The organism is Allobosea sp. FG18 (genome assembly GCF_057809495.1).
In genome coordinates this window covers 70,898-84,728 of sequence record NZ_JBMDKB010000015.1, presented here as the reverse complement: position 1 = coordinate 84,728, position 13,831 = coordinate 70,898, and the positions used below count along the sequence as shown (strand labels likewise).

At 66.8% G+C, this 13,831-nt stretch carries 13 protein-coding genes; 6 read left to right on the top strand and 7 right to left on the bottom strand.

The features are described 5' to 3' along the window. Nucleotides 1-27: 27 nt before the first annotated feature. Entirely contained in the window at nucleotides 28-297 is a 270-nt protein-coding gene (locus tag ACODTJ_RS17280) for a hypothetical protein (protein ID WP_454657689.1), read from the top strand. A gap of 62 nt (nucleotides 298-359) precedes the next feature. Here ACODTJ_RS17280 and ACODTJ_RS17275 read toward each other — a convergent pair whose 3' ends face one another. The 6 genes from ACODTJ_RS17275 to ACODTJ_RS17250 form a co-directional block, all read right to left on the bottom strand. Beyond that, nucleotides 360-701, bottom strand: a complete 342-nt coding sequence (locus ACODTJ_RS17275) for a HepT-like ribonuclease domain-containing protein (protein WP_454657688.1) — start codon at nucleotides 699-701, stop codon at nucleotides 360-362. Continuing rightward, complete coding sequence (locus ACODTJ_RS17270; protein ID WP_454657687.1) at nucleotides 701-997, bottom strand: nucleotidyltransferase family protein; 297 nt, start codon at nucleotides 995-997, stop codon at nucleotides 701-703. The genes ACODTJ_RS17275 and ACODTJ_RS17270 overlap by 1 nt, the downstream gene beginning before the upstream one ends. 42 nt (nucleotides 998-1,039) lie before the next feature. After that, nucleotides 1,040-3,205: a methylmalonyl-CoA mutase gene (gene scpA / locus ACODTJ_RS17265; protein ID WP_454657686.1), complete on the bottom strand. Its 2,166-nt coding sequence runs from the start codon at nucleotides 3,203-3,205 to the stop codon at nucleotides 1,040-1,042. After that, on the bottom strand, nucleotides 3,202-4,026 hold the full coding sequence (gene thiD / locus ACODTJ_RS17260) for a bifunctional hydroxymethylpyrimidine kinase/phosphomethylpyrimidine kinase (RefSeq protein ID WP_454657685.1): 825 nt from the start codon (nucleotides 4,024-4,026) through the stop codon (nucleotides 3,202-3,204). The genes scpA and thiD overlap by 4 nt, the downstream gene beginning before the upstream one ends. 16 nt (nucleotides 4,027-4,042) lie before the next feature. Further along, entirely contained in the window at nucleotides 4,043-6,016 is a 1,974-nt protein-coding gene (locus ACODTJ_RS17255; protein ID WP_454657684.1) for a methylmalonyl-CoA mutase subunit beta, read from the bottom strand. A 166-nt stretch (nucleotides 6,017-6,182) separates the two neighbouring features. Then, the gene (locus ACODTJ_RS17250) at nucleotides 6,183-6,569 is read right to left on the bottom strand and encodes a DUF2267 domain-containing protein (RefSeq protein WP_199091723.1); all 387 of its coding nucleotides are present in this window, start codon (nucleotides 6,567-6,569) and stop codon (nucleotides 6,183-6,185) included. Nucleotides 6,570-6,728: 159 nt separating this feature from the next. On the opposite strand from ACODTJ_RS17250, the gene ACODTJ_RS17245 reads away from it, so the two are divergent. Beyond that, entirely contained in the window at nucleotides 6,729-8,270 is a 1,542-nt protein-coding gene (locus ACODTJ_RS17245; protein ID WP_454657683.1) for a helicase HerA-like domain-containing protein, read from the top strand. 248 nt (nucleotides 8,271-8,518) lie between these two features. Here ACODTJ_RS17245 and ACODTJ_RS17240 read toward each other — a convergent pair whose 3' ends face one another. Further along, on the bottom strand, nucleotides 8,519-9,862 hold the full coding sequence (locus ACODTJ_RS17240; RefSeq protein ID WP_454657682.1) for an Nramp family divalent metal transporter: 1,344 nt from the start codon (nucleotides 9,860-9,862) through the stop codon (nucleotides 8,519-8,521). Between the two features lie 192 nt (nucleotides 9,863-10,054). Between ACODTJ_RS17240 and ACODTJ_RS17235 the strand changes: the two genes are divergently transcribed. The 4 genes from ACODTJ_RS17235 (at nucleotide 10,055) to ACODTJ_RS17220 (ending at nucleotide 13,814) form a co-directional block, all read left to right on the top strand. After that, on the top strand, nucleotides 10,055-11,437 hold the full coding sequence (locus tag ACODTJ_RS17235; protein WP_454657681.1) for a M20/M25/M40 family metallo-hydrolase: 1,383 nt from the start codon (nucleotides 10,055-10,057) through the stop codon (nucleotides 11,435-11,437). Continuing rightward, the gene (locus ACODTJ_RS17230; RefSeq protein WP_454657680.1) at nucleotides 11,434-12,015 is read left to right on the top strand and encodes an LOG family protein; all 582 of its coding nucleotides are present in this window, start codon (nucleotides 11,434-11,436) and stop codon (nucleotides 12,013-12,015) included. The genes ACODTJ_RS17235 and ACODTJ_RS17230 overlap by 4 nt, the downstream gene beginning before the upstream one ends. A 157-nt stretch (nucleotides 12,016-12,172) precedes the next feature. After that, a complete protein-coding gene (locus tag ACODTJ_RS17225) occupies nucleotides 12,173-12,574 on the top strand; it encodes a hypothetical protein (RefSeq protein ID WP_454657679.1) in 402 nt (133 codons plus the stop codon). Then, a complete protein-coding gene (locus ACODTJ_RS17220) occupies nucleotides 12,552-13,814 on the top strand; it encodes a DNA-packaging protein (RefSeq protein WP_488849521.1) in 1,263 nt (420 codons plus the stop codon). Before ACODTJ_RS17225 ends, ACODTJ_RS17220 begins: the two co-directional genes overlap by 23 nt. Nucleotides 13,815-13,831 lie beyond the last annotated feature (17 nt).

The following is a 13,831-nucleotide window of genomic DNA, read 5'->3' as shown; positions in this document are numbered from 1 at the left end:
ACCCCTGCCGGAACAGGACATGAGACCATGTTTGGCAATCGCGCCCGGATCGGTTTGGCAGCGCTCGCGCTCAGCGGCGCTATGCTTACAGCCTCGGCATTCGCCGGAGCAGGCGAGGCTCAGGCCTTCGGCGGCTATGAACGCTCCTACGATCGCCCGGCTTACGGCTATGGCTGGCGCCCGGCGCCGCCCGCCGTCCACGGCTTCTGGGGCCAGCGGCGCTGGCATCGTTATTCCGACGGTTATGGCATGCGGCCGCCTCCGCCGCGCTACGGCTATGGTTACGGCTGGCGGTAAGTGTCGCCACGTCGGTCGTGATCATGGGGCGGGCGTTGCCGGCTGGCAGCGCCCGCCTTCTTTTATTCCGGGGCGTCGAGCAGTTGTGACACGGCTCGTTCCAGCGCATCGAGCTCGGGGCCTGCCGTGTTGAGCAGGAGGTCGATGTCGACGCCGTCATAGGCATGGCGCAGCACATTGCCGATGCCTGCGATGCGTTTCCAGGGGATGTCCGGATAGGCCGCCCGCCGATCTTCGGGGATATGGCGGCTCGCTTCGCTGATGATCTCGAAGAAGCGCTCAAGCGCGGCACGCAGGACCGGGTCGTGCCTGATCCGGGTGTCGGAAGCTTCGGCGCGAAGGCTGCGGATATGCGCGATCGCATCCTTCATATGCGCGATGCGATCGCGGAACGTCACCGCCATCAGAACAGCTCGACGGTCTCGTTTCGTATGGCTTCCGCCAGCCGCTCGGACAGGCTGCGGCGCATTGTGATCTGGACCGGCAAGCCGATCGCTTCCGACAGGTCCTGCTGGATACCGGCCAGATCGATGAGAGAGAAGCCGGGATCGTCGACCTCGATCATCAGGTCGACATCGCTGTCCTGCCGGGCATCGCCGCGTGCCCGAGAGCCGAACAGCGCCATGTGGCTGACGCCGCGCGCGCGCAAATCCGGCCGTATGGCCAGAATGCGCTGCTTCAATTGGTCTTGGTTCATCATGGCGAAGTGATCGGTTCAAGGGCCGAAACCCAGCTTATCACATCACTCCGCTGCCGTCCGCTGGGCGTAGCCGAGGCGCTGGTTGAGCTCTTCCAGCAGCTTTTCGGCGGCGTCTGCAATGACGGTGCCGGGCGGGAAGATCGCCGAGGCGCCGGCCTCGATCAGCGCGTCGAAATCCTGCGGCGGGATGACGCCGCCGACGACGATCATGATGTCGGGCCGGCCGGCCTTGGCGAGAGCGGCCTTCAATTCCGGCACCAGCGTGAGATGTCCGGCCGCGAGCGAGGAGACGCCAACGATATGGACGTCGTTCTCGACTGCCTGCCGCGCCGCCTCGTCTGGCGTCGCGAAGAGCGGGCCGATATCGACGTCGAAGCCGAGATCGGCGAAGGCCGAGGCGATGACCTTCTGGCCGCGATCATGCCCGTCCTGGCCCATCTTGGCGACGAGGATGCGCGGGCGGCGGCCATCCGCCTCCTCGAACGCCTCGCACATCAACTGGACGCGCGTCACGGCTGGGTTCATCTCGCCGACCTCCCGCTTGTAGACGCCCGAGATCGCCTTGATCTCGGCCCGGTGGCGCCCGAAGACCTGCTCCATCGCCATGGAAATCTCGCCGACGGTGGCCTTGGCCCGCGCCGCCTTGACCGCGAGGTCGAGCAGGTTGCCGTTGCCGGCGGCGCCGTTGGTCAGCGCGGTCAGCGCCGCCTGCACCTCGGTCTCGTTGCGCTCGGCCTTGAGGCGCCTGAGCTTGTCGAGCTGCTGGGCGCGCACCGCGGCATTGTCGACCTTGAGCACGTCGATCGTCGCCTCGTTGTCGGGCTTGTAGCAGTTGACGCCGATGATCTTCTGAAGGCCGCTGTCTATGCGGGCCTGCGTCTTGGCGGCGGCCTCCTCGATGCGCAGCTTCGGGATGCCGGCCTCAATCGCCTTGGCCATGCCGCCGAGCTTCTCGACCTCCTGGATATGGCCCCAGGCTTTCTCCGCCAGCTCCGCTGTCAGCCGCTCGACATAGTAAGAACCGCCCCAGGGATCGATGATCCGGGTGGTGCCGCTCTCCTGCTGCAGCAGGATCTGGGTGTTGCGGGCGATGCGGGCCGAGAAATCGGTCGGCAGCGCCAAAGCCTCGTCGAGCGCGTTGGTGTGCAGCGACTGGGTATGGCCTTGGGTCGCCGCCATCGCCTCGATCATCGTGCGCGGCACGTTGTTGAACACGTCCTGCGCCGTCAGCGACCAGCCCGAGGTCTGGCAATGGGTGCGCAAGGGGAGGGATTTCTCGTTCTGCGCGCCGAAATCCTTGACCAGCTTCGCCCAGATCAGCCGGGCGGCACGCATCTTGGCGACTTCCATGAAGAAGTTCATGCCGATCGCCCAGAAGAAGGACAGACGCGGCGCGAAGACGTCGACGGACAGGCCCGCCCGCTGGCCGGCGCGGATATATTCGACGCCGTCGGCCAATGTGTAGCCGAGCTCGAGGTCCTGCGTCGCCCCGGCCTCCTGCATGTGGTAGCCGGAGATCGAGATCGAGTTGAACTTCGGCATGTTGGCCGAGGTGAAGGCGAAGATGTCGCCGATGATCCGCATCGAGGGCGAGGGCGGGTAGATATAGGTGTTGCGGACCATGAACTCCTTGAGGATGTCGTTCTGGATGGTCCCTGAGAGCTTGGCCTGCGGCACGCCCTGTTCTTCCGCTGCGACGATATAGAGCGCCAGCACCGGCAGCACCGCGCCGTTCATCGTCATCGACACGCTCATCTGGTCGAGGGGGATGCCGGAGAACAGCGTGCGCATGTCGTAGATCGAGTCGATCGCGACGCCGGCCATGCCGACATCGCCGGCGACGCGCGGATGATCCGAATCGTAGCCGCGATGGGTCGCGAGATCGAAGGCGACCGAGAGGCCTTTCTGGCCGGCGGCGAGGTTGCGCCGGTAGAAGGCGTTGGAATCCTCCGCCGTCGAGAAGCCGGCATATTGCCGGATCGTCCAGGGCTGGTTGACATACATCGTCGGGTAGGGGCCACGCAGATAGGGCGCGATCCCCGGCAGCGTCTCGACGAAGGGCAGGCCGTCACGGTCGGCCGCCGTGTAGACCGGCTTGACCGTGATATCCTCGGGTGTCTGCCAGGCTTCGCCTGTGGGCAAGGCGCTAGCGGTGGGGCGAGCACCGGCCGCAAAGGCGAGCTTCGTGAAATCCGGGATCGCGGTCATGACTGGCTCCCGTCGGTCCTGTCCCACCAATGGTGGAAATGATGCACCGGTCCGTGGCCGTGGCCAACCACGATCTGATCGGCGGCGGCGATGGCGGCGGAGATATAGCTCTTGGCCTGACCGACTGCCTCCGGCAGCGCTAGTCCCTTGGCGAGATTGGCGGCAATGGCGGAGGAGAGCGTGCAGCCCGTGCCGTGCGTGTTGCGCGTCGCGAGGCGCGGCGCGTTGAAGCGCTGGCGCGCGCCACCTGCAAGCAACAGGAGGTCGCTGCTGATCTCGCCGGTACCGTGGCCGCCCTTGACCAGGACATTGGCCGCGCCGAGCGCTGCGAGCTTCTCGGCCTGATCGTCCATGGCCTCATCAGTCTCGGCCATGCTCGTGCCGAGCAGGGCTGCGGCTTCCGGCAGGTTCGGCGTGATCAGGGTCGCGAGCGGGAAGAGATGGGTGCGGATTGCCTCGACCGCCGCGCTTTCCAGCAGCCGCGCGCCGGAGGCCGCGATCATCACGGGATCGAGCACGACATTCTTCGCGCCATGGCGCTTCAGCCCGGCCGCGACGGTTTCGATCAGCTCTGTCGTCGCCAGCATGCCGATCTTGACCGCACCGACATCGAGATCCTCGAACACCGCATCCATCTGCTGGGCGACGAAATCGCGCGGCACGGCATGGATGGCGCTGACGCCCTTGGTGTTCTGCGCGGTCAGCGCGACGATGACGCTGGCGCCATAGACCTGATGCGCAGCAAAGGTCTTGAGATCGGCCTGGATACCGGCGCCGCCGCTCGAATCCGAACCGGCGATGGTGAGGGCGATGGCAGTCAAACTCTTAGTCTCCAGGTCAGGCGCTTGCGATGGCCTGCGCACGCGTGAGCGTCTCGACCACGTCGCAGCCCATATAGATGAACGTGGCGACGCCCGCCTTGCTCAGGGCTTCGCTCTCGGCCGGGCGGCCGGCGAGCCAGACCGTCGCACCAGCCTTGGCGAGCGCCTCGGTCACGGCCGGTCCCTCGGCGGCATAGGCCGCATCGGAGCCGCACAAGCAGGCGAGCTTCGCACCCGAGGCGCGGAAGGCGCCGATGAGCGCATCGAGATCGGTGGCGCCGTCCTTGGCGAAGCCGTCGCCGCTGGGAGCGGCAAGGCCGCCGGCCTCAAACAGGTTGCGGGCGAAGCCGGCGCGGGCGGTGAAATCGGCGATCGGGCCGAGCGTCGCCAGGAAGACGACAGGGCGCTGCGGCTGGGCATCGGCCTTGTCGCGCAAAGCCTCGAACGGTTCCGACAGCCGCAGCGAGGGCAGGGGATCGGCACGCAGGCCAGTGGCGGGCGCGGCCAGCGCATCGGCCCGGCCGGCGCCATCGACGAAGGAGCGGATGATCTCCCCCTGGTTGCGCTCGGCGAGGCTGCCTTGCACGCGCTTTCCGTCGAGCTTGACCGGCGCGATGGCGAGCACAGTCGCCGTCTCCTCGCGGATATTGGGGAATTCGCTGGTGCCGGTGATCGGCTCGCGGCGCGTCGCCACCGCCTTGGCGCGAGCGGTGCGCTGCTCGGCGAGCGTCTTCTGGAGATGGCGGTCGACCAGTGATGCGACGATGCCGCCGAGATCGCCGCTGCGTTGCCGTTCGATCTCCTGGAAGGCCTGCCAGCCCTGCTCACAGAGCGTCTGCGTCAGCGTCTCGAAGCCGCCGGCGCCAGCGGCGGGATCGGCGACGCGCCAGAGATTGCTCTCTTCGAGCAGGATGAGCTGGGTGTTGCGGGCGACGCGGCGCGCGAAGGCATCGGGCAAGCCGAGTGCGGCGGTGAAGGGCTGGACGGCGATCGAATCGGCGCCGCCGACCCCGGCCGCGAAGGCCGCGACGGTGCCGCGCAGCAGGTTGACGTTGGGATCGCGCCTGGTCAGCGAGCGCCAGGCGGTCTCGGCATGGATGCGGGCCGGCTTCGGCGTCAGGCCGCAGGCCTGCTGGATGCGGCTCCAGAGCAGGCGCGCGGCACGGAACTTCGCCACGGTCAGGAATTCGTCGGTATCCGCGACCAACGTGAAGGCCAGCGCATCGCGCGCCTCGGACAGGGGCAGGCCTTGCGCCTCGAGCGTACGCAGATAGGTGACAGCCGTGGCGAGCGCCGCGCCGAGCTCCTGCGCCTCGCTGGCGCCAGCCTCGTGATAGGGCCGGCTGTCGACCTCGATGAAGGGGCCGGTGAAGCCGCGCTCCTTCAGGGTGCGGATCGTTGCCGCGAGCCGGCGGCCGAGTTCCGGCCATGCGGCCACGAGCGAGCCGCGGCTGGCGAAGACGCCGATCGGATCGAGGCCGAACGAGACGGAGACCTCGCTTGCCGCATGGCCGCGCTTTTCGATCAGGGCGGCCAGCAGCAAGGCGTTGATGCGGCCTTGCGGGGCGGGGTCGAGACGCAGGCGAATGAGGTCCAGCATCACGCCCTGGAGCGCGGCATCGAGCGTCGTCACGTCGTCGGCGACAAGGCCGTAGCCGCGTGCCGCCAGTGCCCCGGCGAAGCTGATGGTGAGCGTGTCGGCGCCCCCCTCGAGATCGGCGAGAGCCAGCGTCTGCGCTGCGTCCGGTTGCGGATGGTCGAGCCGGGCGGCGACATGCCAGCGCCCTGTCTCGGCGCGCAGGGCGCGAGCGGGCGTAGCGGCGGCAGGATAGAGCGGCTCGATGCGGATGCCGTCGGCGGTACGGCCAACGAGCTTCTTCTCGAAATCGCCGCCCTTCAGGACCTTGTCGACCGCCGCGCGCCACGCGTCATGAGACGGCGCCGCGAAAGCGTCGAGATAGGGAAGGTCGGATGGGGCAGCCGAGTTCATGCGCGCCGATACTCCTCTTCCGCACAGTGTGCAGCCGTGGAGCGCTGATTGCCATGGGCGCGCGCGCACCGCCATCCCTACTTCGTCGCAAGGCGAGTGCGAGAATGCAAAAACGCCGCGGCGCCATCCTGAGACAGTGCCGCGGCGTTCGGATGGTTCGGCGAGCTTAGACGAACTGGCCGAGGCCCGGGATCGCGCCGACGATCGCGCCCATCGCGTCCTCACCGGCCTTCTCGCGGCCCACCGCGAACATCTCCTTCGAGACGCTCTGGATCTGGCCCATGGAAAGGCCGGCGCTCATGAGCTGGCCGCCGAGCGCCATCACGCCGCCACCGCCGCCCATCAGGCCGCCGATCGCGCCGAGCATGCCGCCCTTGGCGCCACCTTCGGCATCGGCCAGTTCCTGCGCGCCCGGCAAAGCCGCCATCAGCTGGCCGATCTCGGCGGCCGGGCCTTCCTTCTGCAGGAACGCGAGAATGATGCCGACGCCCTTGCGGGCGAGCTCTTCGTTGATGCCGGCGGCCGCAGCCACGCGCGTCAGCAGTTCTTCCATGGTTCCAAAACCCCTCGCCAAAACGGCTTCCGCACGAAGCCTTCGAAAAATAGTTTACATATTTACGATCTGATTTCCAACGGTCATTGGGCTTCCGCCTTCTGCGTCGTTTGGTTACACCCTTGCCGGACCGGCACGAAACCTCATGGGCGAATTTCAATGGCGAATGATGGCGCGATTCTGATCGGCAAGAGCGGCAAGCCTGAAAACCTCCTGCTCAAGCTCGCCAATCGCCATGGGCTGGTGACCGGGGCGACCGGCACCGGCAAGACCGTGACGCTGCAGGTGATGGCCGAAGGCTTCGCCCGCAATGGCGTCCCGGTCTTCGCGGCCGACATCAAGGGCGATCTCTCCGGCATCGTGGCGCCCGGCGATTCCAAGCCGCCCTTCGTCAACCGGGCCAAGGAGCTCGGCCTGAAATACGAGCCGGACCAGTTCACCACCGTGTTCTGGGACGTGTTCGGCGAGCAGGGCCACCCGGTCCGTGCCACCATCTCCGAGATGGGGCCGCTGCTGCTCGCCCGCCTGCTCGACCTCAACGACACGCAGGAGGGCGTGCTCAACATCGCCTTCCGCATCGCCGACGAGCAGAAGCTGCTGCTCCTCGACCTCAAGGACCTGCGCGCGATCCTGACCTTCATCGCCGAGAACGCGCAGGAACTGACCACCAAATACGGCAACGTCACCTCGGCGTCGGTCGGCACGATCCAGCGCGCGCTGCTCGTGCTGGAGAACCAGAAGGGCGATCTGTTCTTCGGCGAGCCGGCGCTCGACATCAACGACCTGATGAGGACGGATCGCGACGGCCGCGGCGTCGTCAATATCCTCGCTGCCGACAAGCTGATGAACAATCCGCGGCTTTACGCGACCTTCCTGCTCTGGCTGCTTTCGGAACTGTTCGAGCAGCTTCCGGAGGTCGGCGATCTCGACAAGCCCAAGCTCGTCTTCTTCTTCGACGAGGCGCATCTGCTGTTCAACGGCGCACCCAAGGCGCTGCTGACCGCGGTCGAGCAGGTCGTGCGCCTGATCCGTTCCAAGGGCGTCGGCGTCTATTTCGTGACGCAGAACCCGCTCGATATCCCCGATACGGTGCTGGCCCAGCTCGGCAACCGCGTCCAGCACGCGCTGCGCGCCTTCACGCCCCGTGACCAGAAGGCGGTACGCGCCGCGGCCGAGACCTTCCGCCAGAACCCGAAGATCAAGACCGAGGAAGCGATCAGCCAGCTCGCCGTCGGCGAGGCGCTGGTCTCGATGCTCGAGGGCAAGGGCTCACCCGAGATGGTCGAGCGCGCCCTGATCGCGCCGCCGATGGCGCAGGTCGGCCCCTGCTCGCCGCAGCAGCGCCAGCAGGCGATCAATGCATCGCCCGAGAAGGGCAAGTACGAGACCATGGTCGACCGCGAGTCGGCCTATGAAGAGCTGATGAAGCGCAAGAACCTCAACCCGGACGGTTCGCCGGTCGAGGCCTCGACGAATGGCGGGGGCGGCGGCATCCTCGACACGATCGGCGGCTGGCTCGGCGGCGGCGCTCCCCAGCAGCGTCCGAAGACCGGGCCGGGCTCGCGCGGCGGCGCGTTGCCGCAGAGCATGACCGAGAAGATCATCACCTCGGCGGCGCGGTCGGCTGCGACTTCGATCGGCCGGCAGGTCGGCACCGCGATCCTGCGCGGCATTCTGGGCTCGATGTCGGGAAAGCGGTAGAGCGCAGAACCCCGCCGTCTTTCCGGGGCTTCGCGCAGCGAAGAACCCGGAACCCATGAACACGACCTTTCCGTCATGGTCGGGCTTGTCCCGACCATCCACGTCTTCGCGGGACGAAGGCCGTGCTCAAGACGTGGATGCTCGCCACAAGGGCGAGCACGACGCTGACTGGAATAACCGAGTGGTCATGGGTTCCGGGCTCATGCTTGCGGCATGCTCCCGGAATGACGGCGCGTATGCTCGATGTGTCACGCCCCCGTGGCGAAATCGATGATCAACTTGATGTTCAGCACGATGATGATCGCGGCGATGATGGCAGCGGTCAGAGACAGCCAGCGCGGGGCGACGAGCGCGCCCATCTTCGCCTTTGACGCCGTGAACATCACCAGCGGCACCACCGCGAAGGGCAGTTGCAGGCTGAGCACGACCTGGCTCAGGATCAGGAGCTTCGCCGTCTGGCTCTCGCCATAGATCAGCGTCACGGCGATGGCCGGGACGATCGCGACGAGGCGCGTCATCAGCCGCCGCATCCAAGCCGGCAGCCGGATGCGCAGGAAGCCCTCCATCACGATCTGCCCGGCCATGGTCGCGGTCACCGTCGAATTCAGGCCACAGCAGAGCAGGGCGATGGCGAAGAGCGACGGCGCGATCGAAGCGCCGAGCAGGGGCTGCAGCAGCTCCTGCGCCCGGCCGAGCTCGGCGACATCGGTGTGCCCGGCCTTGTGGAAGGTCGCTGCGGCGAGGATCAGGATCGAGGCGTTGATGAAGAGCGCGAAGCAGAGCGCGAGGGTGGAGTCGATCGTCGCGAATTTCAGGGCCTCGCGCTTCTCCGGCAGAGTCTCGCCATAGGCGCGGGTCTGCACGATGCCGGAATGCAGGTAGAGGTTATGCGGCATCACCGTCGCGCCGATGATGCCGAGTGCGATGTAGAGCATGTTCGGGTTGGTCACGATCTCCGTCGTCGGCGCGAAGCCGCGGATGACCTCGCCCCAGTTCGGATCGGCCAGCGCGATCTGGATGCCGAAGCAGACCGCGATGACGCCGAGCAGGGTGATGATGAAGGCCTCGATCCAGCGAAAGCCGCGCGTCTGCAGCCAGAGGATGACGAAGACGTCGAAGGCGGTGATCAACACGCCGATTTCGAGCGGAACGCCGAAAAGCAGGTTGAGGCCGATCGCGGTGCCGATCACCTCGGCGAGATCGGTCGCGCAGATCGCGAGTTCGGCAAGCAGCCAGAGTGGCAAGGCCATGTAGCGCGGATAGGCGTCCCGGCAGGCCTGGGCGAGGTCGCGCCCGGTGGCGATGGCGAGCCGCGCGCAGAGCGACTGCAGGATGATCGCCATCAGGTTCGAGACCAGCGCGACGACGAGCAGCGTGTAGCCGTACTGGGCGCCGCCGGCGAGCGATGTCGCCCAGTTGCCGGGGTCCATATAGCCGACGGCAACGAGATAGCCCGGCCCGAAGAAGGCGAGGAACTTGCGCCAGTTCGAGGAGGTCGGCGTCACCTTGATAGTGCGAAAGACATCCGTCAGCGACGGCTCGCCCCGCGATCGAAGCCAGATCGACGAGGATTCCGGGGCGCCCTGCGACATGACGATACCTTGCTGCAACTGGATTGCAATAAGGGGTATCGGCTTGCAGCAGGTCTGTCAAATTAGTTGCGAACGATTGGCAACTAGAGGTGACTGAGAGGAGCGAGCCTGCCCGTCATGCGCGAATAGGAGCTGACGCCCGCACCTGGGCTTGCCATGATGACGTCATCTGAATCGCATCCGATGGCCGCCATGACCAAGCTTCCCGCCATTCTCGCCCGTCTCGACGATGGGCTCGACGCATCGCTCGATCGCCTCTCAACCTGGCTCGAAATCCCCTCGATCGGCACCGATCCGGCCTACAATGCACAGACCCGCGCTGCCGCCGAATGGCTGCGGGCCGATCTGGAAACGCTTGGCTTCAAGGCGGAACTGCGCGAGACCGGCGGGCACCCCGTCGTCCTCGCCCATCGCCCCAAGCCCGGCGCGCCGCATGCGCTATTCTACGGCCATTACGACGTCCAGCCGGTCGATCCCGTCAGCCTCTGGGACACCGATCCGTTCAAGCCAGTGGTCCGCGAGCTGGAGCCCGGCCGCAAGATCATCTCGGCGCGTGGCGCCTGCGACGACAAGGGCCAGGTGATGACCTTCATCGAGGCCGTGCGCGCGACGCTGGCCGAGACCGGCGACCTGCCGATCGGACTGACCATCCTCGTCGAGGGCGAGGAGGAGTCCGGTTCCGTCAACCTACCGGGCTATATCAAGGCCAATGCGGCCGAGCTGAAGGCGGATTACGCGCTGGTCTGCGACACCGGCATGTGGGACCGCGAGACGCCGCTGATCACCTCGACCCTGCGTGGCATGGTCTATCAGGAGGTGACGCTGACGGCCGCCGACCGCGACCTGCATTCCGGCCTTTTCGGCGGCGCCGCAGCCAACCCGATCCATCTCCTCGCGCGCATCCTCGGCGAGATCCACGACGAGACCGGCCGCATCACGATCCCCGGCTTCTATGAGGGCGTGCACGAGCCGACCAACGCCCAGAAGGCGGAATGGGCCGACCTGAACCTGACGGAGAAGGAATTCCTCGGCCAGGTGGGCTTGAAGCATTCCATCGGCGAGAAGGGCCGGATGCTGATCGAGCAGATCCAGTCGCGCCCGACCTGTGACGTCAACGGCATCTGGGGCGGCTATACCGGCGAGGGCAGCAAGACGGTCATTCCGGGCCAAGCCTCGGCAAAGGTTTCCTTCCGCCTCGTCGGCGACCAGGACCCGGCGAAGATCGCCGCTGCCTTCCACCAGTTCATCCGCGAGCGCCTGCCCGATGACGTGACCGCCGAATTCATCAGCCATTCCGGCTCGCCGGCGCTGGCGGTGCCAGTGGATTCGCCGGTGTTGCAGAAGGCGCGCGTCGCGCTCGCCGATGAATGGGGCGGGCGTGTCGTCTCGATCGGCAGCGGCGGCTCGATCCCCGTCGGCGGCGATTTCAAGCGCACGCTCGGCATCGATACGCTCTTCGTCGGCTTCGGCCTCGATGACGACCGGGTCCATTCGCCCAACGAGAAATACGACCTGTCCTCCTTCCACAAGGGCCAGCGTTCCTGGGCCCGCATCCTGCAGGCTCTCGGTTCATGAGATCGGTTTGCGTCTTCTGCGGTTCCAATCCCGGCAATGATCCGGTCTATGCGGCGGGCGCCCGCGCCATGGGCGCCGAGATCGCCCGGCGCGGCCTGACGCTGGTCTATGGCGGCGGTGCGGTCGGCCTGATGGGCATCGTCGCCAATGCGGCGATGGAGGCCGGCGGGCAGGTGCACGGCGTCATTCCCCAGGCGCTGAAGGACAAGGAAGTCGGCCATGTCGGGCTGACCCGGCTCGAGGTCGTCGACACCATGCACACCCGCAAGGCGCGCATGGCCGAGCTCTCGGACGGCTTCATCGCCATGCCCGGCGGGATCGGCACCTTCGAGGAATTGTTCGAGATCTGGACCTGGGGCCAGCTTGGCATCCACGCCAAGCCGCTCGGCCTGCTCAATGTCGCCGGATTCTACGATCCGCTAGCGACCTTCCTCGACCGCACCGTCGAGGCCGGTTTCCTGAAGCAGAGCCACCGGGCGATGGCAATGACCGATACCGAGCCGGCGACCTTGCTCGATCGGATGCAGAACTATGTCCCGGCCGCGACCTACAAGTGGATCGAGAAGGAGCAGGCCTGATTTTCGGTCTGCCACCCCTCAGGATTGTAGGAATTTTATCCTTGACATCGTGGCGCTGATCCGGTAGAGATCAGGAACGCTCACGAAATCTGCCCGAACGAAGCCGCCGCGCTCTCCAGCCGGCGGCTTTTTCGTGCCTGTCATCGGGAAGGACGCGATGGCCGAAGAGAACGAGATGACGTCGCAACCGGCTGCCGAGCCCAAGTCGAAACGGAAGGCGGTCTCACGCAAGGCGGTGGTGGGGCAGCTCTGGCGCGCTGCCAAACGCCAGATCGATACCCATGAGGAGCACCTCGCCGACCTGCCGAAAGGCGCGACCGCGAGCGAGGCCGACGCCAAGGCGCTCGCCGTGCTCGCCCGCACCGTGCGCGAGCTGGTCGCGATCGAGGAGCCCCCGGCAGCACGGAAGGACAAGCGCTCGGATGACCCTTCCGCTGCCGACGATCTGCGACATGTCGCACTGCTCCGTCAGGATCTTGCTCGACGTCTTGAGGCCCTTGCCGCTCAGGACGCGGGTGAGGATTCTCAAGAAGCTGATGCCGACGGCGACGGCGGATGACGTCGAGCTCATTCGCAGCACCTGGGAGATCTGGGCACGCCCCGATCAATTGCCGCCAGAGCCGCTGAAGCCGATCTGGCTGGTCCTGGGCGGACGCGGCGCCGGCAAGACCCGCACCGGCGCCGAATGGGTCAAGGGCATGGCGCTGGGCCATCCGCCCTTCACGGATCTGCCAACGGAACGGATCGCCCTCGTCGGAGAAACCCAGGCGCAGGTTCGCGACGTGATGATCGAGGGCGTCTCCGGATTGCTCTCGATCCATAACCGCTGGGAGCGCCCGATCTGGCAGCCTTCGCTGCGCCGCCTGCAATGGACGAACGGCGCGATCGCGCAGGTCTTCACCGCCGAAGACCCGGAAGGGCTGCGTGGTCCGCAATTCGGTGCCGCCTGGTCCGACGAACTGGCCAAGTGGCCGAACCTTGGGGAGTGCTGGGATATGCTGCAATTCGGCCTGCGCCTTGGCGACCATCCCCGCCAGGTTGTGACAACGACGCCGCGTCCGCTGCCCTTGGTGAAGCGCCTGCTGGTCGAGCCGCATGTCGCGGTGAGCCGGGCGCGCACGCAGGACAACCGCTACAACCTCGCCGCCGAGTTCGTCCGTACTGTCACGCAGACCTATGGCGGGACGCGGCTCGGCCGGCAGGAGCTCGACGGCGAGATCGTCGAGGAGAGCCCGGACGCGCTCTGGACACGAGCCATGATCGAGGCTGCCCGCGAGCGCGAGAAGCCGGCGCTGGCCCGGATCGCGGTCGCGGTCGATCCGCCCGCCACCTCGTCGCACCGGGCGGACCGTTGCGGACTCGTCGTCGCCGGCGTCGACCATGACGGCATCGGCCATGTGCTGGAGGACGCGACATTGGCCGGCGCGCGGCCGCAGGAGTGGGCGGAGAGGGCGGTCGCGCCCTATCGTCGCCATGAGGCGGACGCGCTGGTGGTCGAGGTCAACCAGGGCGGCGAGATGGTAGAGAGCGTCATCCGTGAGGTCGATGCCGGCGTGCCCGTGGTCTCCGTGCGGGCGACACGCGGCAAGTACCTCCGCGCCGAGCCGGTCGCGGCGCTCTACGCGCAAGGCCGGGTGCGCCACGCCGGGGTCTTCCCCGCGCTCGAAGACGAGATGTGTGCCTTCGGACCGCGTGGCCTCGAAACCGGCCGCTCGCCGGACAGGCTCGATGCACTGGTCTGGGCGCTGACCCATCTGATGCTCGCGCCGAAGGCCCGGCCGCGGGTGAGGGGAATATAAAAAGACCCACTTCAACA

Bases quoted from the DNA above. Each gene is read 5' to 3' on its own strand.
- ACODTJ_RS17280 (WP_454657689.1), top strand. From the start codon at position 28: ATGTTTGGCAATCGCGCCCGGATCGGTTTGGCAGCGCTCGCGCTCAGC.
- ACODTJ_RS17275 (WP_454657688.1), bottom strand. From the start codon at position 701: ATGGCGGTGACGTTCCGCGATCGCATCGCGCATATGAAGGATGCGATC.
- ACODTJ_RS17270 (WP_454657687.1), bottom strand. From the start codon at position 997: ATGATGAACCAAGACCAATTGAAGCAGCGCATTCTGGCCATACGGCCG.
- scpA (WP_454657686.1), bottom strand. From the start codon at position 3,205: ATGACCGCGATCCCGGATTTCACGAAGCTCGCCTTTGCGGCCGGTGCT.
- ACODTJ_RS17255 (WP_454657684.1), bottom strand. From the start codon at position 6,016: ATGAACTCGGCTGCCCCATCCGACCTTCCCTATCTCGACGCTTTCGCG.
- ACODTJ_RS17250 (WP_199091723.1), bottom strand. From the start codon at position 6,569: ATGGAAGAACTGCTGACGCGCGTGGCTGCGGCCGCCGGCATCAACGAA.
- ACODTJ_RS17245 (WP_454657683.1), top strand. From the start codon at position 6,729: ATGGCGAATGATGGCGCGATTCTGATCGGCAAGAGCGGCAAGCCTGAA.
- ACODTJ_RS17240 (WP_454657682.1), bottom strand. From the start codon at position 9,862: ATGTCGCAGGGCGCCCCGGAATCCTCGTCGATCTGGCTTCGATCGCGG.
- ACODTJ_RS17235 (WP_454657681.1), top strand. From the start codon at position 10,055: ATGACCAAGCTTCCCGCCATTCTCGCCCGTCTCGACGATGGGCTCGAC.
- ACODTJ_RS17230 (WP_454657680.1), top strand. From the start codon at position 11,434: ATGAGATCGGTTTGCGTCTTCTGCGGTTCCAATCCCGGCAATGATCCG.
- ACODTJ_RS17225 (WP_454657679.1), top strand. From the start codon at position 12,173: ATGGCCGAAGAGAACGAGATGACGTCGCAACCGGCTGCCGAGCCCAAG.
- ACODTJ_RS17220 (WP_488849521.1), top strand. From the start codon at position 12,552: ATGCCGACGGCGACGGCGGATGACGTCGAGCTCATTCGCAGCACCTGG.